This is a genomic window from Chitinolyticbacter albus (genome assembly GCF_024437655.1).
Lineage (GTDB): Bacteria > Pseudomonadota > Gammaproteobacteria > Burkholderiales > Chitinibacteraceae > Chitinolyticbacter > Chitinolyticbacter albus.
On record NZ_JANBVF010000006.1, the window covers coordinates 219,656 to 239,712 of the forward strand.

The window sequence follows — 20,057 nt, forward strand, 5'->3', positions numbered from 1 at the left end:
TGCTATGCTCCGTACTGCTTAGACAACCAATCCCGATATGCACCGGAAGTTACATTCTGGATCCAGTCGTGGCTGGCTAAATACCACTCTATCGTCTTACGAATGCCGGTTTCAAAAGTCTCGGCCGGTTTCCAACCCAATTCCCGCTCGAGCTTGCGCGCATCGATCGCATAGCGGCGGTCGTGGCCTGGCCTATCCTGGACAAAAGTAATTTGCTCAGAGTACGACTTTCGATCGACACGAGGTTGCAACTCGTCGAGCAGCGCGCAAATTGTATGGACGACTTCGAGGTTAGCCTTCTCGTTCCAGCCCCCCACGTTGTAGGTTTCCCCGATCGAGCCCGACTCAAGCACACGGCGAATCGCACTGCAATGGTCTTTCACATAGAGCCAGTCGCGAATCTGCTGGCCGTCGCCATAGATAGGCAGCGGCTTGCCAGCGAGCGCGTTAAGAATCACCAGCGGAATCAGCTTCTCGGGGAAGTGGTAAGGGCCATAATTGTTCGAGCAATTGGTCGTCAATACCGGCAGGCCATAGGTATGGTGCCAAGCGCGAACCAGATGGTCAGACGCTGCCTTGGAAGCTGAATATGGGCTATTGGGCTCGTAGGCGTTGGTTTCGGCAAATGGGGCGTCATCTGCAGCCAAGGTGCCATATACCTCGTCGGTCGAGACATGCAGAAAACGGAATCTCGCCTTGTCCACTACAGATAAATCGTTCCAGTAATGGCGCGTCGCCTCAAGCAGATTGAATGTACCCATTACATTGGTCTGAATGAAGTCGCCTGGACCGTGAATGGAACGGTCGACATGCGATTCAGCCGCGAAGTTGATCACGGCTCTTGGCTTGTAGTCGGCCAGCAGGCGGCTGACCAGCTCACGCTCTCCAATATCACCCCGCACAAATTTATGCCGCGTATCGCTTTCAAGCGATTTCAAGGTATCGAGATTGCCCGCATACGTGAGTTTATCCAGATTGACGACTGGCTCGGCATTAAGCTTCAGCCAATCGAGCACGAAGTTACCACCTATGAAGCCGGCCCCGCCGGTTACTAGAATCATTTACTTCCTATCCTTCTCATCTGCACGACGCTGGTTGCGATAAATCAGCCATTTCGGCGTTTTAAATTTGGCTATGCTCCGGTATAGCCACAGATAACCCAGCACAAATATAACCGCAATGGCTTGCAATGCAAGTTCGTTGCTCCACCAAATGCTAGCGGGAATAATGGAAAGTGATGAATACAGCCACAAATAGGGCGAAGTCATGGAGTTGCGCATTCGGCGATCCGCACTTTTGCAGCTACCCACGGCCCAGCGCATCATGCGTTTATAGACGAGCTGGTGCAGATGCGCGGCATCGGGCAGCCCAGGGTGCTCCTGTCGACGCAGGCGCCGGTTGATCGTGAAAATGGTTTCGACTATGGGATAGAGCAACAAAACGACGGCATACCACGCAGAAACCGAGGGGTTACGCATCACCAAGCCCACCGCCAGGCTCGCGATACCAAACCCGATGACATAAGCGCCGCCGTCGCCCAGGAAAATCAAACCCCGGGGCCAGTTCCAGAACATGAAGCCGCCGCAAGCGCCCAATAGCGCAACTGCCATCACCGTGATTTGGCGATCCCCCACCTGCAAACCGATATAGGCAAGTGATGCCAGGATGATCATGCCCACGGCACAGGCCAGCCCGTTGTAGCCGTCGATCAGGTTCATGGCGTTGATCATGCCGACGATGGCAATCAAGGTGAGCACAACAGACACCGGCGTGAACGCAAGCCAGGTGGAGAACAGCGGGAGGTCCACCCGCACGATGCGCCAGTCCAAGAGGTATATCAGCAGCAAGACACCACACGTCATCGCGATCAGGCGCGTCTTTACCAGGCCTATCTTCAGGACGTCTTCCAGCAAGCCGCCCAGAAACACCGGCAGGCATGCGAGAAAGAGCAGTGCTGAAACTTTGGCCAGCGCTTCACCTTCCAGCAGCAGCATTAAAGGCTGAACCACCAGCAAGGCTACGACCAGCGCCAGCCCTCCCACCCTGGGCACGGGGCTATCGTGGAACTTCTGCGCCTCAGAGAGTTTGTTGTCGCCGGTTAAATGGCTGTGTTTGTGGGCAAACCGCACCAACAGCAGGCATACGGCAAAACTGGCCAGCAGAGCGACGAACAGGTAGAGCAAGGACACGTGCGAGGCCCGCGTAACTTGTACGCGTGCATTTTGTCACACTCTTCCGGTGTTTGCCGTAAGGATTTACGAACTTTAACTTCTTTGAGGATTGCAAAAGAAGTAGCGGAATGCTGAACGCATATGCCACCACAACGGCCATCCCCAGGAATAGGAAGAACGCGCGTGCCCATGCATCACCTGGGCACGTGGCTCGATGGCAACCTCGCCCCCTGCCAACTGCAGCCGCCGACAGAGATCATAGTCTTCCAGATACAGGAAGTAGCGCTCATCAAAGCCGCCCACGGCCCGCAGCGCGGTGGTCTTCAGCAACATGAAACATCCCGAAATGATGGGTACGACTGCAGGCCGATCGAACGCCAGATTGCGCAGCTCATATCTATCGATGCGCCTAGCTAACCAGCGCCTGGGCAGGAAACGTCGACCGAACAGGATCAGCGGCGTGGGCCTATCCTTGGCGAGGTACTGCCGGCATCCATCAAGGCCGAACACGTCCGGCATCACTGCACTCACCTGGCGGTTTGCGTCGAGATAGCTGATCAAGGCCGGTAGCGGGTTGTCTTTCCAGGCTATGTCCGGATTGCACAGCAAATGCAGATCCGCTTGCGGATACTCGCCCAGCAAGGCGATCAGGCGGTTGTGCCCGCTGCCAAAGCCGAGATTGCGCCCTTCTGTGCGATAAACCCAGCCGCGGCGAGCAACCTCGGCATGCAAAACGGTATCGACGCCATTGTCGAATACCATCACTTGCACCACTTCAGGTGTGCACTGCAACAGATCGAACAGCGCAGCCAACTCGCTGACGGGGGTCTTGTAAACCACGATTCCGACGGTAACGCGTCGATTCATGCTCAAGCTTCCATCAATACAAAACAGGCGCGGAAAGCGCGCCTGTTAGTGTGTTTGCCCGGTACGATCAGAACGAAAATGCTGGAGCCGATTTTTCCTGAGCCAACCGCGGCAAGTTGTACTCAAACCGCTTCTCGCTGCGCCACGCTCCTTCTTCCACGCGGGTTTCCAGCACTGCGCTCATGATGGGCAGCTCGCCAACCACGGCGATCAGGCGGCCGCCGATGGCCAGTTGGTCCTTCAACGCTTGCGGCACAGCGCCGAACGAGCCGGTGACGATGATGACATCGTACGGCGCCTTGGCGGTGTAGCCCTGGCTACCGTCGGCGAGCTCCACACGGGCGTTCTTGATACCGGCTCGCACCAGGTTCTGTTCAGCCTGCGCTTTCAGCGCCGGCTCGATCTCCACGCCTTGCACTTCAGCACACAAACCCGCCGCCAACGCCATCAGGTACCCGGTGCCGGCACCGACGACCAGCACGCGGTCGGTCGGCTTGAGCGCCACTTCCTGCAACAGACGGCCTTCAACCTTGGGGGCGAGCATATAGGCGCCGTTGCCCAGCGGCAGTTCGGTATCGACGAAGGCCAGGTTCTTCTTGTCCGCGGGAACGAAGTCCTCGCGCTTCACGTCGAGGAAGCGCTGCAGTACCCGCTTGTCGAGCACATCCCACGGGCGGATTTGCTGTTCAACGAGAAGATAGCGCGCGAGTTCCCAATCCATTTTGCTTAACCTCAAGGCGAGCCGAAGCCGGCGTGATGCGTCGATGAAATAACTTGCGATTATCCCACAGCTTCTATACGGTGACAGCACTGTGTTTTCGCTAGGGGTTTCGCCCCTTGCAGCCCCGGCTGCAAGGCGTGCGGATGAGAGAGTCCCTCAGCACCTGATCCGGTTCATACCGGCGTAGGGAAGCGAATTCGCCAGGAGCGATCGCGCCTGGCGTGCGTCCGTTCTCCTGCGCCTCTTCATTCTTCGCAGGAGGCATCCATGAACAAATCCGTTGAATTTCGCGCCAGCGACGCCCATGTCGACGAGGCCGCGATCGCGCCCTTGCCCAATTCGCGCAAGATCTACGTCGAAGGCTCGCGCGCCGACATCCGCGTGCCGATGCGCGAGATCGCCCAGACCGACACCCCCACCAGCTTCGGCGGCGAGCAGAACCCACCCATCTATGTTTACGACTGTTCCGGCCCCTACACCGATCCGCAGGCGCGTATCGATGTGCGCCGTGGCCTCGCGCCAATCCGCGCCGGCTGGATCGGGGAGCGCGGCGATACCGAAGAGCTCGCCGGCCTGACCAGCGACTATGGCCGCATGCGCGAGGCGGATGCCTCGCTCGACCCACTACGCTTCGAGCTGACCCGCAAGCCGCGCCGCGCCAAACCCGGCGCGAATGTCAGCCAGATGCACTACGCCCGCCGCGGCATCGTCACGCCGGAGATGGAATACATCGCCATCCGCGAGAACCTGCAGCGCGAGCAGTACATCGACAACCTAAAGGCGCTGGGCGCCAAGGGCGAGAAGATGGCGGCGATGATGCTGCGCCAGCATCCGGGGCAGTCGTTCGGCGCGGCGATCCCGCCGGTGATCACGCCCGAGTTCGTGCGCGACGAGGTCGCGCGCGGTCGCGCCATCATTCCCGCCAACATCAACCACCCCGAGCTGGAGCCGATGATCATCGGCCGCAACTTCCTGGTGAAGATCAACGGCAATATCGGCAACAGCGCCGTTACCTCGTCGATCAACGAGGAAGTCGACAAAATGACCTGGGGTATCCGCTGGGGCGCCGACACCATCATGGATTTGAGCACCGGCAAGAACATCCACGAAACGCGCGAGTGGATCTTGCGCAATTCGCCAGTCCCCATCGGCACCGTGCCGATCTACCAGGCGCTGGAGAAGGTTGACGGCAAGGCGGAGGATCTGACCTGGGAGCTGTTCCGCGACACGCTGATCGAGCAGGCTGAACAAGGCGTCGACTACTTCACCATCCACGCCGGCGTGCTGCTCAGATATGTGCCGATGACGGCCAACCGCATGACCGGCATCGTCTCGCGTGGTGGCTCGATCATGGCCAAGTGGTGCCTCGCGCATCACCAGGAGAACTTCCTCTACACGCATTTCGAGGAAATCTGCGAAATCATGAAGGCCTACGACGTGTCGTTCAGCCTCGGCGACGGCCTGCGCCCCGGCTCGGTGTGGGACGCCAACGACGACGCCCAGCTGGGCGAACTCAAAACCCTGGGCGAACTCACGCAGATCGCCTGGAAGCACGATGTGCAGACCATGATCGAAGGTCCCGGCCATGTGCCGATGCAGCTGATCAAGGAAAACATGGATCTGCAGCTGGAATGGTGCGACGAAGCCCCGTTCTACACCCTCGGCCCGCTGACCACCGACATCGCCCCCGGCTACGATCACATCACCTCTGCCATCGGCGCGGCACAGATCGGCTGGTATGGCACCGCCATGCTCTGCTACGTCACGCCCAAGGAACACCTGGGGCTGCCGAACAAGGATGACGTGAAGGAAGGCATCATCACCTACAAGCTCGCCGCGCACGCTGCCGATCTGGCCAAGGGTCACCCCGGCGCGCAGATCCGCGACAACGCGCTCTCGAAGGCCCGCTTCGAATTCCGCTGGGAAGACCAGTTCAACCTCGGCCTCGATCCAGACCGTGCCCGCGAATTCCATGACGAGACGCTGCCACAGCAGGGTGCCAAGGTGGCGCACTTCTGCTCAATGTGCGGCCCACATTTCTGCTCAATGAAGATCACCCAGGACGTACGTGACTTCGCCGAAAAGCAGGGCATCGCCGAGGCCGAAGCGCTGGCCAAGGGCATGGAAGTAAAGTCGATCGAGTTCGTGAAACAGGGTGCGCAGGTCTACCACAAGGCCTGATCGGCGCCAGCCGCGGTTAGCGCGGCTAAGGAAGGCAGTCGCCGACGCAGCCGCCTTCCTCCGCTACAAGAAAAAAACACCGGCACGAGGCCGGTGTGCAAGTTAGCGGAGATGGAGACATTGCCTTTGGCCCCCGCCAGGGCCAAAAATTCAGCGCTTCTGGTAGACGCGCACGTAATCGATCTCGAACTGCCGCGGGAAAATGCTGTCATCTACCGCGCCAGCCATGTCGCCGCCGACGGCAAGATTGAGCAGCAGGTATTGCGGCTTGTCGAAGGGCCAGGCGGCGCTGCCGGTTCTGGGGTTCTTGAAGCTGAAGTAGGGCTTGTCGTCGACGGCGATCACGATCTCGTCGGCGGTCCAGTGCAGCTGGTAGTTGTGGAACGCGCTGCAGGCATCGGCCACCGTGGTGCTGGCGCCGTTGCCCCAGGTTCCGGCTGTTGCGGTGGTGTGCAGCGTGCCGGAGATCTCGGTCGGGTTCTTGCCGACGTGCTCCATGATGTCAATCTCGCCCCCTGCCGGCCACTGGGCGTTGGAGCCCAGCATCCAGATCGCCGGCCAGGTGCCCTTGCCGCACGGCATCTTGGCGCGGATCTCGAAGTAGCCGTAGGTCCAGGTGGACTTGCCCTCGGTGATCAGCCGCGCCGAACTGTAGTTCTGGCCGCCATAATCGGCAGCGGAAGTCAGCCGCTCCTTGCGCGCGGTGATGATCAGCTTGCCGTTCTCGATCCTTGAGTTTTCCTTGCGCGCCACGGCGTAGTACTGCAGCTCGTTGTTGTACCAGCCGCTGGCATTGGCTTCGGTGTCGTAGACCCACAGACGGCTGTCCGGGAGGCCGTCAACGGCAAATTCGTCGTACCAGACGAGGCTATAGCCGGCAGGCACCTTGCCACCGGTCGATGGCTGCGGCGTGACGGCCGGAGTCGGCACGCTCGTCGGCACCATGGTCGGCAAAGGGGTCGGGCGCGGAGTGGGGATCGGCGTCGCCTGGGGCGTAGGCCGCGGCGTCGGCTGCAAAGTGGGGATGGCCGTGGGGATGGCTGTCGGTACCGGGGTCGTGCCCGGGCGCACCACCCGGTACGACGAAGCCCGGTCGTTGAACCCGCGATTCACCAGATTGGGCTCGCTCGCGCCCAGCGCCAGCACCCGTCCGCCTTGATTGATATGTTCGTACAGCTGCACCTGGTAGCCGGCTGCCAGCTTCAGCGACGAGATCTGATCGTTCCACTTCGCCAGCTCGACGTTGGCGCTCGCTTCGCCGGTGCAGAACGATTTTCCGGCGTAGTTGACGTGCTCGTAGAAGCAGACCGCTGAAGTCAACGCCGGCTCTACGGGCGTGGGGCGCGGCGTCGGCGTGGCCGTGGGTCGTGGCGTGATCGTTGGTCGTGGCGTCGGCGCCCTGGTCGGGACAGCCGTGGGCACCATTGTGGGCTTGGGCGTGGGCAAGGAGGTTGGTCTGGGCGTTGGCAGCGGAGTCGGAGTCGGCCCGCTACCGTAGGGCTGGTAGCTGAAGCCCGTGAGCACCACTTCCGCTTCCTGGCCGTTGGCCGGCGCCTTGCCTTCGAACTGCCAGAAATTGATCAGGAACTGCTGCGCTTGCTGCGATACGCAGCGGCTGGCGTCATTGTTCGGGCAGCTGTTGCGTCGCAACCAATTGGCCGGATCCTCGGCCTTCGGAAAATCCCAGCGCGCGAATTCGCCAGCGTTTTCGCCGAGCGCAACATGGCCGCTCAGCGATTGATAGCTGATGCCACCTGGCAGCCAGGTGAAGCGGTGCGTGCTCTGTTCCGATTTGAGCACATCGTTGAAGCCGCCCCAGCTCGATGGCAGACCGGCCTGGTTGGGATAAACGGTGTAGTTGCCCCAGGGGTAGCTGGCATTGCCCCAGCGCGCGAATTCGATATCGATCTCGTGCGTTGCATCGGCTCCGACGTCGCTGCTGGGATAGGTGAAGAAGCCGAACACCGTGTTGCGATCGAGCAGATCTGGCCGGCCCAGCATCTGGAATTGATAACTGCCGAAATGAACGCGACTGGGGTTGGCCAGCTGCACCTCGGCCGAGCTCCAGCGTCCGTTGCGGTTGGCGATCTTCAGGTGCAGATAGCCGTTAGCGTCGACCCAGGCGTTGTTCTCGTCCCAGTTGTTGGGACCGGGGCCACCGCCACCAGCGCGTACGTTCCAGTCGTAGCCCGCCCAGCGCAAGGTTTTGGCCTCGGCGCCGACCAGCAACAGCGCCAGCGGGATGGCCGCCCATAGCGCGTAGTGTCTTGTTCGCTGCATGTGTTGACTCACTCTCGTTGCGACCAGTCTTGCTGGCGTGATGCTCCCCGCCTGCCGGGTAGGCAGGCACGGGAAGGCAGGGCTAGGCGTGGGATTCAGTACGGGTTCTGGCCGACGTAGTTGCCGCCAGGGAAGTAGCTGCATACCCACACTTCCTTGGTGTTGCCGCCGCAACGGGCGCGGCCGCAACCGAGCTGGGTCGAGTTCTTCCATACCACCTGGGTGTAGTGGCCGCATACCTTGCCGGCGGCGCAGCTCTTGGTGGCGAAGCTGTAGTTGGGCTTCTCACCCGCCCAGGAATCGACCACCTGGGCCGGGCTCCAGCGATAGTCCGGAGTGGGGTTGGAGCCCCAGCCGCCGAACAGGTTTTCGCCCATCCACTGGCCCTGGAAGCTGTGGCCGCTGTGCTTGAGATCGCAGTTGTTGGTGGCGGCGAGCTCGTCGGCCCAGCCCTGGGCGCTGGCGGCAAGCGCGTCGTCCCAGCGCATCGGGGGCAGGCCGGCGTTTTCCCCGGCACGCACCGTGTTGTGCGCGGCCAAGAGGCCCTGCGCCGCCGGGGTATTGGCGGTCAGTACGCCACCGGGCAGCGGGGTAGGCGTCGGCGTGACGCCACCGCTGGCCGTCTTGGCAACGCGGAACGACGACATCGCATCATTGAAGCCGCGCCCGACCAGGTTGGGCTCGTTGGCAGTTAGCGCCAGCCGGGTGCCGGTGTAGCTGGTGCCGTCGAACAGTTCGACCTGGTAACCGGCCTGCACCTTCACCGACGAGGCGCCGTTGTCCCAGCCACCACTCAGCACCTCGGTCGCGCCTTCGTTGCTGCAAAACACCTTGCCCTCGTAGTTGATGTGCTCGTAGAAGCACACCGCGCCGGTGGTCGGCAGAGCCGGGTTCAGCGCCTGCTGGTATTCGGCCCACAGCGTCTCGACCGACTTGCCGGTGTCGCTTGCAAAGAAGGCGGAAGTCCACTGCTTGCGATCACGCGAGCTCAGCGCCTGGTTCAGCCGGTAGACGAAGCCGGGATAGCGCTGGTCCAGCCAGTCAAGGAAGAAGGCGGTGGTGTCGTAGGCATCCTTCCAGCTACCGCCGGGGCGGCGATTGGCCAGCGTCTTGTAGCCGTTGCGATAGCGGACGAAATCGGCGATGCCCTCGATGATGGCGCCGCGGCCTTCGGCATCGGCGGCATCGCCATCGTTGTTCTGGTAGATGTGGGTGACTTCGTGGGCGAACACGCCCAGCGTCTCCTTCAGCGGATCCGGATGGCCGGCGATATAGCTGCTCGACAGCGTGATCTCGTTGCCGCCAGCGTAGGCGACGCCATCCATGGCCTTGATCACCACGCGCAGCGTGGCCGGCTGGTTCTCCACCTCGGTGGGCGACTTGAACAGCACCGAGCAATCGTTGCGCGCCAGCTGGGCGATGGCCAGACGCAACTGGTCGAGCGTGGCCTTGCTGGTGAAGGCGGCAAAGCCCACCGGATCCTGCAGATCGATCACCACGGTCGGATTGCACGCCGGGTCGAACTGGGCGCTGTTCGGCAAGGCGGCAACGAGGCCACCCGGTACCGGCGTCGGCACGGCAGTGGGGCGCGGTGTCGGTGTGGGAAGCGGTGTGGGTCGCGGCGTCGGGGTCGGGGCGAGCGTCGGCACCGGTGTTGGGCGCGGCGTCGGCGTGGCCGTCGGCAACGGGGTCGGCCGGGGTGTCGGCGCCAGCGTGGGAGTCGGCCGAGGCGTGGGGGCGACGGTCGGGCGCGGCGTGGGGCCCGCGACGCGTACCACGCGGTACGACGACGCCGTGTCGTTGAAGCGGCGGTTGACGAAGTTGGTCTCGCTCGCGCTCAGCGCCAGCGTGCGGCCCGCCTGGTTGATGTGCTCGAAAACCTGTAGCTGGTAGCCAGGCTCCAGCTTCACCGACGAGATGCGGTCATTCCAGCTGCGCAGGTCGACGTTGGCCGCGCCCTCGCCCACGCAGAAGCTCGCGCCGGCGTAATTGATATGCTCATAGAAGCAGGCGGGCGACGCGCCGAGCGCGATGGCGGACAGACCCAGGCTCGCCAACGCGAAGGCCAAGCGCGAGCGACGCGCCAGCCGGTGCACGGGATGGTTCATGCGTATTTCTCCTCAAGACTGCATGCAGTGAATGACTGCACTCGTGTCTCGACTCCAAGCATCCCGTAAGCGAGCGGGCCGGGTCATGATTTGACCTCTGGGGCGCAGCTTGCAATTGCCGGCCCGTGCGCGCAACGCGCCGACGACGGCCAGACGCTTTCACGGCGTGAACGGCAAGCCTGCTGTAGCATCCCGCCGCGCATCACCGCCCAAAGGCAGGCAGACGCTGCCGGGCCTGCCGTGCGGGCTTGCCAAAGCCGGGCATGCATCGCACCATCAAACGATTGTGCGAGCGATGCCAGATGAGTAAACCAACCTCTCCCCCCGCCGGCGGCTGGGGCGCGCTGAAGACCACGCTGCAGCGGATCGAGCCGGGCAACGCCCGGATCACGTTGAAAGCGCTGATCCGTGCCAACCAGCCCGAAGGCTTCGATTGCCCCGGCTGTGCCTGGCCGGATAAACCCAGCGCCGCCATCCAGTTCTGCGAGAACGGCGCCAAGGCGATCACGCACGAGATCACCGCGAATCGCGTGACCCGCGAGTTCTTCGCCACGCACACGGTAAGCGAACTCAATACCTGGGACGATTACGCGCTGGAACAGCAGGGTCGGCTGACAGAGCCGATGCGCTTTGACGCAGCAAGTGATCGCTATCTGCCTATCTCCTGGGACGACGCCTTCGCGCTGATCGCACGGCACCTCAATGCCATCACCCCCGACGAGGCGCTGTTCTATACCTCCGGGCGCACCGGCAACGAAACAGCCTTCCTTTACCAGCTGTTCGTGCGCGCCTACGGCACCAACAACCTGCCCGACTGCTCGAACATGTGCCACGAGCCGAGCGGCCGGGCGCTGACCGCCAGCATCGGCACCGGCAAGGGCACGGTGACACTGGCCGATTTCGAGGCTGCCGAGGCGATCTTCATCTTCGGCCAGAACCCCGGCACCAATCACCCGCGCATGCTGGGCGAATTGCGTGAGGCGGCAAGGCGCGGCTGTCGCATCGTCGTGTTCAACCCTCTGCGCGAGCGCGGGCTGATCTCGTTCCAGGATCCCAAGAGCCCCGCCGAGATGCTGGCGGGTGGCGCCACCGCCATCGCCACCCGCTATTTCCAGCCACGCATCGGCGGCGACCTCGCCATTGCCAAGGCGCTGATCAAGCACGTGCTGGAAACCGGCAGCGACGATGCCGAGTTCATCGCCCGCCACACCGACGGCTTTGCCGAGCTCGCCGCCGACATCACCGCCACCGGCTGGGATGAGCTCGCCGAACACAGCGGCCTGAGCGTCGCCGAATTGCAGGAGGCCGGCGCGCTCTACGCCGCCAGCCACGCCACGATGTTTACCTGGGGCATGGGCATCACCCAGCACGCCGATTCGGTCGCCACCATCCAGATGCTGTGCAACGCGCTCCTGGTACGCGGCAACATCGGCAAGCCCGGGGCAGGAGCCTGTCCGGTGCGCGGGCATTCCAATGTGCAGGGCGATCGCACCATGGGCATCAACGAACGCCCGAGCGCGGCCTTTCTCGCGAAGTTGGGTGAGGCCTGCGGTTTCACGCCGCCGCAGGCGCACGGCCACAGCGTGGTCGAAGCCATCACCGCGATGGCACGGGATCGCGCCAAGGTTTTCATTGCACTGGGCGGCAACTTCGCCGCCGCCACGCCGGACACGGTGGCGACGCAAACGGCTCTGCGCCGCCAGGCGCTCACCGTGCAGATCTCGACCAAGCTCAATCGCTCGCACCTGATCGTGGGGCAGGACGCGCTGATCCTGCCTTGCCTTGGCCGCACCGAGATCGATCTGCAGGACGGCGTGCCGCAGCAGATCACCGTCGAGGATTCGATGAGCATGGTGCACCTGACGCGCGGGGTGAAACCGCCCGCGTCCGAGCAAATGCTGGCCGAGCCGGTGATCGTCGCGCGCATGGCCGCGGCGACGCTAGTCGAGCGTAGCCCCGTCGATTTCATCGCATTGACCCGCGACTACGACCGCATCCGCGATCTGATCGCCGCCGTGGTGCCGGGCTTCACCGATTTCAACCAGCGCGTACGTGAGCCCGGCGGCTTTTATCTAGGCAACAGCGCGCGTGAACTCGACTGGCGCACGCAAAGCGGCAAGGCCCGCTTCGTGGTGCATCCGCTCAGCGCCCCGCTGCTGACCCGACTCGCCGCGCTGACCGACGAGCCGCTCTACACGCTGATGACGGTGCGCAGCCACGACCAGTACAACACCACCGTTTACGATCTAAATGACCGCTATCGCGACATCAAGGGCGAGCGCCGCGTGGTGTTCATCCACCCGGACGACCTCGCCACGCGCGGCTGGCAGGCCGGGCAGCGGATCGATCTCGTGTCGGTGTGGTTCGACGGCGAGCGCAGTGTCAGCGATTTCCGCCTGCAGCCCTACGACATCCCGCCCGGCAGCCTTGCCGCCTACTTCCCCGAGACCAACCCACTGGTGCCACTGGCGCACCACGCCATCGATGCGCAGACGCCGGCGAGCAAGGCGATTCCGGTTTATCTGGTGGCGCGTTGAGCCTGCGTACGTACCTGCCGACGTGGATAGGCTGTGTCCTCGTCACTTCCATAGGCAGCCAACGCAACTTCGGCTTTTTCGTCTTCCTGCTCGGGCTGCTTCTGCTGCTGGCGATGCCGGTCGCGCTCTGGCGCCTGTGCTTGCGGCCCGCACTGCGCAAATCCACGCTGATTGGCGCTGCAATGTGGCTCACCAGCCTGGCTGCGATCAGCGGCGCGCAGTGGTATCACCAGAAAGTCGCCCGCCAGCAAGCGGACGAGGTGGTGCAGTTCGTTACGCGCTACCGGCAGCAGCATGGCCAGTATCCCGATCCGGAGCAGGGCTTGGCCCCGTTGCGCGTCGCCAGGGAACGAGGCGTGCGCTATTGGCTAAAAAACGACGGGCAACCCTTGCTGTTTTACCACTCGACACTCACCGGCTTTGACAAGTATCACTACGACTTCACGACGCAACGCTGGGTTTTTCTGCCTGACTAGGATCTCAAGCGCCCAGGCGCATCGCGTGCCGTGAAACGAAGGCGCTTCAACGCCGCGCCACCGTCGAGCGACGTGCAGCAGGGCCGCCGGGTGGCCCATGCGGTGGGCCATCATTCTACTGCACCGCCGCAGCCCGGCGGTCAGCTCGGCACGACAATGGCGCGATGAATGGCTGGATCAGGCCGAACTTTTTGGGGCAAGCTGCAGACAGACGTTCATTGCCAGCCCTTGGGTGGGTGGCTGGCTAGTGCGATACGTGTCAAGAACTTGCAGCAATCGCTGTCTATGCTGCGAGTTCCAATGTCCGTGTAGACAAGCTCAAGGAACCGGTTGCAATGCAAGACTACACCCCCAACTCGCGCGAGCTGCAGGACTATCTCGAAATCGCCTGCACCTACCGCTACCCCTTGCTGGTGGAGCGTCGTGACGCCCCCGACTGCGAAGGCGTGGCGATCGATGTGTTCGACGCGCGCGGTCGCGAATTCCTGCGCTTGTCCACGCGTGACGGTGTACTCGATATACGACTCGACAAGCTCATCGCCATCACGCCGCAACACCAGGGCGCGCGTTTTGGCCGCGTCGTCTACCACCCGATGCACTGAACACCCGCGGTAAGCGCTGGTACGCAAGCGCCAGGCACTGTTGACGATTTTTCGCTGCAGCATCTTGCGTCCTGCCGCACACCAGTGTCGCACCGAACACGCTCGGGTAAAGATCGTAAACAGGCTCTAAGCTCCAGTTCATCCCCATGGCCTGGAGCCCCCATGCAAGTGACCCCCGACTGGCTCGCCCGCCTGCCCAAGACCGAGCTGCACCTGCATATCGAAGGCACGCTGGAGCCGGAACTGATGTTCGCGCTGGCACGGCGCAATGGCGTGGCGCTGCCGTATCCATCGGTCGAGGCGGCACGCGCCGCCTACGATTTTTCTGCCCTGCAGTCCTTTCTCGATCTCTACTACGCCGGCGCCAGCGTGCTGCTGACCGAGCAGGATTTCTACGATCTTACCGCCGCCTACCTGTTGCGCTGCCGCGCCGACCGCGTGGTACACACCGAGATCTTTTTCGATCCGCAAACACATACGGCGCGCGGCGTGCCCTACGCCACGGTGCTGTCCGGCATACGCCGCGCACTGGCCGATGCGCAGGCGCAATTTGGCATCAGCTCGAAGCTGATCCTGTGTTTCCTGCGCCACCTGTCCGAACAGGATGGTTTCGCCACCTTGCGTGAGGCCGAGCCCTATCTCGACCTGATCGACGGCGTCGGGCTCGATTCCAGCGAAGTCGGCCACCCGCCGGAGAAATTCTTCCGGCTGTTTGCGCGCTGCAAGGCGCTGGGCCTGCCGCGGGTGGCGCATGCCGGCGAGGAAGGCCCGCCCGAGTATGTCTGGCAGGCGCTCGACCTGCTCGACGTATGTCGCATCGACCATGGCGTGCGCGCGCTGGAAGACCCGGCGCTCGTCGCGGAGCTGATCAGGCGGCAGATTCCGCTCACCGTCTGCCCGCTCTCCAACGTGAAACTCAAGGTGTTCGAACGCCTCGCCGACCATAACCTGCGCGCGCTGCTTGAGGCGGGCCTCGTCGCCACCATCAATTCGGACGATCCGGCCTATTTCGGCGGCTACGTCGGCGAGAACTGGCGCGCCTGTACCGAAGCGCTGGCGCTGAGCCGCGCCGAGCTGACGCAACTGGCGATCAACGGTTTTCGCGGCAGCTGGCTGAGCCGCCCCGAGCAAGAGCGCTGGATTGCCGAGATCGAGGCCATGACGGCCTGAGCGCGGCTAACCTTTCCGGGGCCGCCTCGGGCGCTAAAACCCAAAAAAGACCGAAGCGACGCCCCTCGTCCTGGATCGCAGTGCCGTATCAGGCCGGGCGCAAGCGGAAACGCGCCACCGTGTGCTCGAGCTGGCCATAGATGGCCTCGACATCCCGCGCCACGCCCTCGATCACACCTATCGCGTGCCTGTGGCGCTCGGCGGTTGCGGCAAAGCGGGCAACCTGGTGTTCGAGCAGGCCGCTGGCGTGGGTCTGCTCGGCCAGCGCCTCGTTGATCTGGCGACTGGCGCGCAAGATCTCTTCCATGTGGTCACTGGCGCCGCCCATGGCAGCGCGCGAGGTTTCGGTGACGACCTGGCTCTCGTCCACCAGCGTGCGGCCACCACTGATCTGGGCCACGACCGCATGCAGCGCATTGCCGGTAGCGCCCACCGTGGTATCGATTTCCCGTGTGGCGGCTGCGGTACGCTCGGCCAGCTTGCGCACCTCGTGGGCGACGACTGCGAAGCCGTGCCCCGCCTCACCGGCACGGGCCGCCTCGATCGCCGCATTCAGCGCCAGCAGATTGGTCTGGTCGGCCACATCGCGAATGGCGTCGGACACGCGCGCAATGTGCTGGGCATGTTCGGCCAGCTTGGCAATGGCGGCTTCGGTGGTAGCGACGAACTGGGTAATGGCACCGAAGGTGCTGCGCACCGAATCGGCGGCGGCATCGGCTTCGCGCACCTGGCCATCGGCGCGCTGCGACAGCGTGTGTGTGTTCTCGGCACTGGTCGCGATCTGCTCGATACCGGCTGCCAGCTGCTCGATGGCGCTGGCCATGGTCTGGGTCCCACGATTGTGCTGGTCCACCTCGTTGCGCAGCTGGGTAAGCTCAACGGACAAGCGACCGAAACGTTCGCGTACGCCCTGGGTGCCAAGCTGGATCTGGCCGACGAGGCTGGCGAGCTGCTGTTGCATGCTGCGCACGCTCGCAAGAACGCTGTCCGGATGGCGCGTATCGACGAGGGTATCGAGCCGGCCCTCGGCGATGGCGGAAACCACCTGGCGCGCATACGCCGGCTCGCCGCCGAGCTCGTGCACGATGCGCGCATAGACGCGCCAGCTGGCCAGGCACAACGCTGCCACCGCCAGCAGCAAGAACACGATCAGCAAGGCCAGCGTGCGGCCGGTGTCCTGCGCCGCCTGAGCTTCCAGCTTTTTCTGCAATGCCACGGCCTGGCTCACCTGACGGTCGATCGCAGCGCGGTGCGCCTCGTAGGCCTGGGACAGCGTGGCGCGCGCGGCGTCGATGGCTGCGGCGTCCGCGGCAGCCAGTGCCGGCAGCAGGGCATTGCGATAGGTGGCAAAGAAGCGCCCCGCCGGCGCCGCCGCATCCTCCGTCAGCGCGCTGCTCTGGCTCACCGGCAAGCGGCTTTGCTGGCGCCAGTAGGCGATGCGCGTGTTGAAATCCTGCTCGGCGCGCGCGATGCGCGCCTGCAGCGCCTGCTGTTCGGCGGGGTCGCGGCTGTCGATCAGCTGCGACACCAACAGATTGGCTTCGATGATGTAGGCGGGTGGCGGCAGGATATCGGCGACCAGATCCTTGGTCTCGACGATATCGAGGTAGGTCGGGCCATTGACCAGCACCTTTTCGATTGCAAGATAGGCAGTCGCGCCCAGCGCCAGCATCACCAGCAACGTCGCCGCGACCAGGCCGGCGAATAGACCACGTAAAGTTCCCATGTCGACTCCACCCCTATTTTGTTGTCCGGCCAGTGTTATCCCGGCGTTCGCCGCAAGCAAGACATTGGCATGCAACCCGGTTTGCATATTGCATAAATACATCAGTGATCGTCGATCACTCGCATAGGGGATAGCCGCAGCGACAATGATGCATCGCACTTGGCACACTGTCCGGGCATCCTGTTTCGAACCGCCCTATGCCGCACTCCCCCCGCCGCGCCGGAATCCTGCTCATTCTGCTGTCCGCCCTGGCCTTCGGCCTGATGCCCATTTTCGGCAGCTGGTCCTATGCTGCCGGCGTTGATACGCAGGGGTTGCTGATCATCCGTTTCAGCATCGCCGCCGCGGTAATGATCGTCATCATGGTCTGGCGCGGCGCGCGCTGGCCGCGCGGCAAGGTCTTGCTGGGCCTCGCAGCCATGGGCGGCATTGGCTACGCCGGGCAGGCGTTCAGTTATTTCACCGCGCTGCAGTACGCCAATGCAGCGCTTGCCGCATTGCTGCTCTACCTCTATCCCGCCATCGTCACCGTGCTGTCGGCCTGGCTGCTGCGCGAACGGCTGCGCCGCCGGGTGTGGGCTGCCCTGGCTCTGGCCTCGCTCGGCCTCGCGCTGACCATAGGCACGGCCTTGCAAGGCAAGGCGCTGGGCATCGCCTTCGGCATCGCGGCGGCGCTGATCTACTCGTGCTACATCCTGGCTGGCAGCCGGCTCACCCCGCGCGCCGGCGCCTTGCCGGCCGCCACCGTGGTGATGTTGTCGGCCGCGGTGGTGATGTGGGGGTCGACCGCCTTCGCCACGCCGCACTGGCCCGCGAACGCGACAGGCTGGGCGGCCACGCTGGCGATTGCCATTGTCTCGACCGTGATCGCCATCTTTGCCTTCCTCGCCGGGCTCGATCGCCTGTCTGCCGCCGAAGCGTCGACCTTGTCGACGCTGGAACCCGTCGTCAGCGTGCTGCTCGCCGCCTGGCTGCTGGCCGTGCCGCTGACCGCTCTGCAATGGCTGGGCGGCGCAACCATCCTGATCGCGGCGCTGGTGATCTCACTGGCGCCACCGCTGCCTGCGCCGGAATAGCGACGGAGGGCCACCGCAGCCTAGAATGGCCGCCATGACCGCCCGCATCCTGCTGATCGAAGACGAAACCGCCATTGCCGATACGCTGTCGTTCGCGCTGCAGCGCGAAGGCTATGCCGTCGACTGGCAGCGGCTGGCGCGCGATGGCGAGGCGGCGCTCGCAGGCGCGCAGCTCGTCATCCTCGATGTCGGACTGCCCGACGACAGCGGCTTCGAAGTGCTCAAGCGCATCCGCCGCGATGGCGACATCCCCGTGCTGATGCTGACCGCGCGCGCCGACGAGATCGATCGCATCGTCGGGCTGGAGCTGGGCGCCGACGATTACGTGGTCAAGCCGTTCAGCCCGCGCGAAGTGGTGGCACGGGTGCGCGCCATCCTCAAGCGGCTGCAGCCGCGCAGCGCTGAGCGAACTGAGGCGATATCGGGTTTCGAACACGACGTGGCCGGACGGCGCATCCGCTATCGCGGCCACTGGCTCACGCTGACGCCGTCCGAGTACCGCGTGCTGGCGCAACTGATCTCGGCACCAGGACGGGTGTTCAGCCGCGCCCAGTTGCTCGACGCGCTCGGCGAAGCGGCCGAGGACAGCTTCGAGCGCACCATAGACAGCCATGTGAAGAGCATGCGCGCCAAGCTGCGCGATGTCGACGCCGATACCGATCCGATCGAGACGCACCGCGGCTTCGGCTACGCGCTGCGGGCGGGCGGCTGATGCGCTTTTCGCAGCGCATCTTCGTCGGCTACTTCCTTATCGTCGCGTTGCTTGGCTGGTACGTGGTCGACCTGATCCGCGACGAGATCAAGCCGGCGATGCGCCAGTCGGCCGAAGAAATCATGATCGACACCGCCAACCTCCTGGCCGAACTGGTGCAGCCAGCGTTTCGCGACGGCAAGCTCGCCCACGGCGAGGTGGAACAGGCCATCGCGCGCTACGTAGCGCGCTCGCCCAACGCGCGGATCTGGGGCGTGGCCAAGGGCGCCGTCGATATGCGCGTCTACATCACCGACGCGCATGGCATCGTGCGCTTCGATTCCACCGGCAGCGCCGTCGGCCAGGATTACTCGCAATGGCGTGATGTCTACCTGACGCTGCGCGGCCAGTACGGCGCGCGCACTTCAAGCATCGAATACACCAAGGAAACGACCACGGTGATGTACGTCGCCGCCCCCATCGTCGAGGCCGGGCGCATCGTCGGCGTGCTCACTGTCGCCAAGCCCAACCAGGCGATGCAGCCCTATATCGAGCGTGCCCACGGCAAGCTGCTGCGGGCCGGTCTGCTATTGGTCGTGCTGGGCCTGGCGTTCGGCGCGGTATTTTCGTGGTGGCTGTCGCGCGGCATCGGCCGGCTCACCGATTTTGCCCACGCCGTCAGCGCCGGCCAGCCCGCCGCCGTGCCGGCCTTGCCCGGCAATCGCGAACTGGCGGTGCTGGCGCAGGCGCTGGGCGAGATGCGCGAGCGGCTGGAGGGCAAGGCATATGTCGAGGAATATGTGCACGGCCTCACCCACGAGCTGAAAAGCCCGCTGGCCGGCATCCGCGGCGCGGCAGAATTGCTGGACGACGCGTTGCCCGACGCCGATCGCCAGCGCTTCGCCGGCCATATCCGGCGCGAGACCGAACGGCTGCAGGCCATCGTCGATACGCTGCTGGAGCTGGCACGGCTGGAGGCGCGGCGTACGTTAGCCCATGCTGAACCGGCGCCCCTCTACGCGGCGCTCGATACCGTGCTGGCCGCCCTCGCCCCGCAGCTCGATAGCAAGCGCGTTGCCGTGGAACTGACGGTGCCGGATGACGCCGCCGTGCGCGGTGAGCGCTTCCTGATCGAGCAGGCGTTACGCAACCTGCTGCAGAACGCCGCTGATTTCACGCCGGAGCAAGGCGTCATCGCCATCACTGTCACGCGCGACGACACGCACTGGTCTATCCGTATCCACAATAACGGCCCGGCCATACCCGACTACGCGCTACCGCGATTGTTCGAGCGCTTTTATTCCGAGCGGCCGGCTGGCGTGGCCAAGGGAACCGGGCTCGGGTTGGCGCTGACCCGGACGATCGCCGAGCTGCATGGTGGCACGGTCGATGTGGTCAACGCGGCCACCGGCGGCGTCTGCGCCGAACTACGCCTGCCCGCCTGCTGAATA

General features: G+C 63.8%; 15 protein-coding genes and 1 riboswitch. Of the genes, 8 read left to right on the forward strand and 7 right to left on the reverse strand.

All coding sequences use genetic code 11. The features are described 5' to 3' along the window. Positions 1-2 precede the first annotated feature (2 nt). From rfbB to NLI84_RS05685, 4 genes are all read right to left on the reverse strand, one after another. Positions 3-1,061 carry a dTDP-glucose 4,6-dehydratase gene (gene rfbB, locus NLI84_RS05670; RefSeq protein WP_255988791.1) on the reverse strand — a complete coding sequence of 353 codons (1,059 nt, stop codon included), beginning with the start codon at positions 1,059-1,061 and terminating at the stop codon, positions 3-5. Then, positions 1,062-2,189, reverse strand: coding sequence for a glycosyltransferase family 4 protein (locus NLI84_RS05675; RefSeq protein ID WP_255988792.1), 1,128 nt, complete (start codon positions 2,187-2,189; stop codon positions 1,062-1,064). A 75-nt stretch (positions 2,190-2,264) separates the two neighbouring features. Continuing rightward, positions 2,265-2,984 (reverse strand): glycosyltransferase, encoded by a 720-nt coding sequence (locus tag NLI84_RS05680; protein WP_373316896.1) that lies wholly within the window; start codon positions 2,982-2,984, stop codon positions 2,265-2,267. 121 nt (positions 2,985-3,105) lie between these two features. Next, complete coding sequence (locus NLI84_RS05685) at positions 3,106-3,759, reverse strand: protein-L-isoaspartate O-methyltransferase family protein (RefSeq protein WP_255988794.1); 654 nt, start codon at positions 3,757-3,759, stop codon at positions 3,106-3,108. Between the two features lie 92 nt (positions 3,760-3,851). Next, a riboswitch (TPP riboswitch) is annotated at positions 3,852-3,966 on the forward strand. A 60-nt stretch (positions 3,967-4,026) separates the two neighbouring features. Here NLI84_RS05685 and thiC point away from each other — a divergent pair. Then, on the forward strand, positions 4,027-5,940 hold the full coding sequence (gene thiC, locus NLI84_RS05690) for a phosphomethylpyrimidine synthase ThiC (RefSeq protein ID WP_255988796.1): 1,914 nt from the start codon (positions 4,027-4,029) through the stop codon (positions 5,938-5,940). Between the two features lie 150 nt (positions 5,941-6,090). Here the strand turns inward: thiC and NLI84_RS18940 are convergent, their stop codons facing one another. Both NLI84_RS18940 and NLI84_RS05705 read right to left on the reverse strand, forming a co-directional pair. Beyond that, positions 6,091-8,220, reverse strand: coding sequence for a family 16 glycosylhydrolase (locus NLI84_RS18940; protein WP_284699817.1), 2,130 nt, complete (start codon positions 8,218-8,220; stop codon positions 6,091-6,093). 95 nt (positions 8,221-8,315) lie between these two features. Beyond that, positions 8,316-10,328: a basic secretory protein-like protein gene (locus tag NLI84_RS05705; protein ID WP_255988799.1), complete on the reverse strand. Its 2,013-nt coding sequence runs from the start codon at positions 10,326-10,328 to the stop codon at positions 8,316-8,318. Between the two features lie 302 nt (positions 10,329-10,630). Here NLI84_RS05705 and NLI84_RS05710 point away from each other — a divergent pair, with 302 nt between their 5' ends. From NLI84_RS05710 to NLI84_RS05725, 4 genes are all read left to right on the forward strand, one after another. Further along, on the forward strand, positions 10,631-12,865 hold the full coding sequence (locus tag NLI84_RS05710) for an FdhF/YdeP family oxidoreductase (protein ID WP_255988800.1): 2,235 nt from the start codon (positions 10,631-10,633) through the stop codon (positions 12,863-12,865). Beyond that, positions 12,862-13,341 (forward strand): hypothetical protein, encoded by a 480-nt coding sequence (locus NLI84_RS05715; protein ID WP_255988801.1) that lies wholly within the window; start codon positions 12,862-12,864, stop codon positions 13,339-13,341. The genes NLI84_RS05710 and NLI84_RS05715 overlap by 4 nt, the downstream gene beginning before the upstream one ends. A gap of 335 nt (positions 13,342-13,676) precedes the next feature. After that, positions 13,677-13,943, forward strand: coding sequence for a Rho-binding antiterminator (locus NLI84_RS05720; protein WP_255988803.1), 267 nt, complete (start codon positions 13,677-13,679; stop codon positions 13,941-13,943). Between the two features lie 162 nt (positions 13,944-14,105). Continuing rightward, positions 14,106-15,113 (forward strand): adenosine deaminase, encoded by a 1,008-nt coding sequence (locus NLI84_RS05725; RefSeq protein ID WP_255988804.1) that lies wholly within the window; start codon positions 14,106-14,108, stop codon positions 15,111-15,113. Positions 15,114-15,201: 88 nt separating this feature from the next. On the opposite strand, the gene NLI84_RS05730 is transcribed toward NLI84_RS05725, so the two are convergent. Continuing rightward, positions 15,202-16,839: a methyl-accepting chemotaxis protein gene (locus NLI84_RS05730; RefSeq protein WP_255988805.1), complete on the reverse strand. Its 1,638-nt coding sequence runs from the start codon at positions 16,837-16,839 to the stop codon at positions 15,202-15,204. 197 nt (positions 16,840-17,036) lie between these two features. Here NLI84_RS05730 and NLI84_RS05735 point away from each other — a divergent pair, with 197 nt between their 5' ends. Genes NLI84_RS05735 through creC form a run of 3 tightly spaced genes read left to right on the forward strand, consistent with a single transcriptional unit; the run spans position 17,037 to position 20,054 of the window. After that, positions 17,037-17,915 (forward strand): DMT family transporter, encoded by an 879-nt coding sequence (locus tag NLI84_RS05735; protein WP_255988806.1) that lies wholly within the window; start codon positions 17,037-17,039, stop codon positions 17,913-17,915. A 34-nt stretch (positions 17,916-17,949) separates the two neighbouring features. Further along, positions 17,950-18,627, forward strand: coding sequence for a two-component system response regulator CreB (gene creB / locus NLI84_RS05740; protein WP_255988807.1), 678 nt, complete (start codon positions 17,950-17,952; stop codon positions 18,625-18,627). Beyond that, the gene (creC, locus tag NLI84_RS05745; protein ID WP_255988808.1) at positions 18,627-20,054 is read left to right on the forward strand and encodes a two-component system sensor histidine kinase CreC; all 1,428 of its coding nucleotides are present in this window, start codon (positions 18,627-18,629) and stop codon (positions 20,052-20,054) included. Before creB ends, creC begins: the two co-directional genes overlap by 1 nt. The last annotated feature ends 3 nt before the right edge of the window (positions 20,055-20,057 follow it).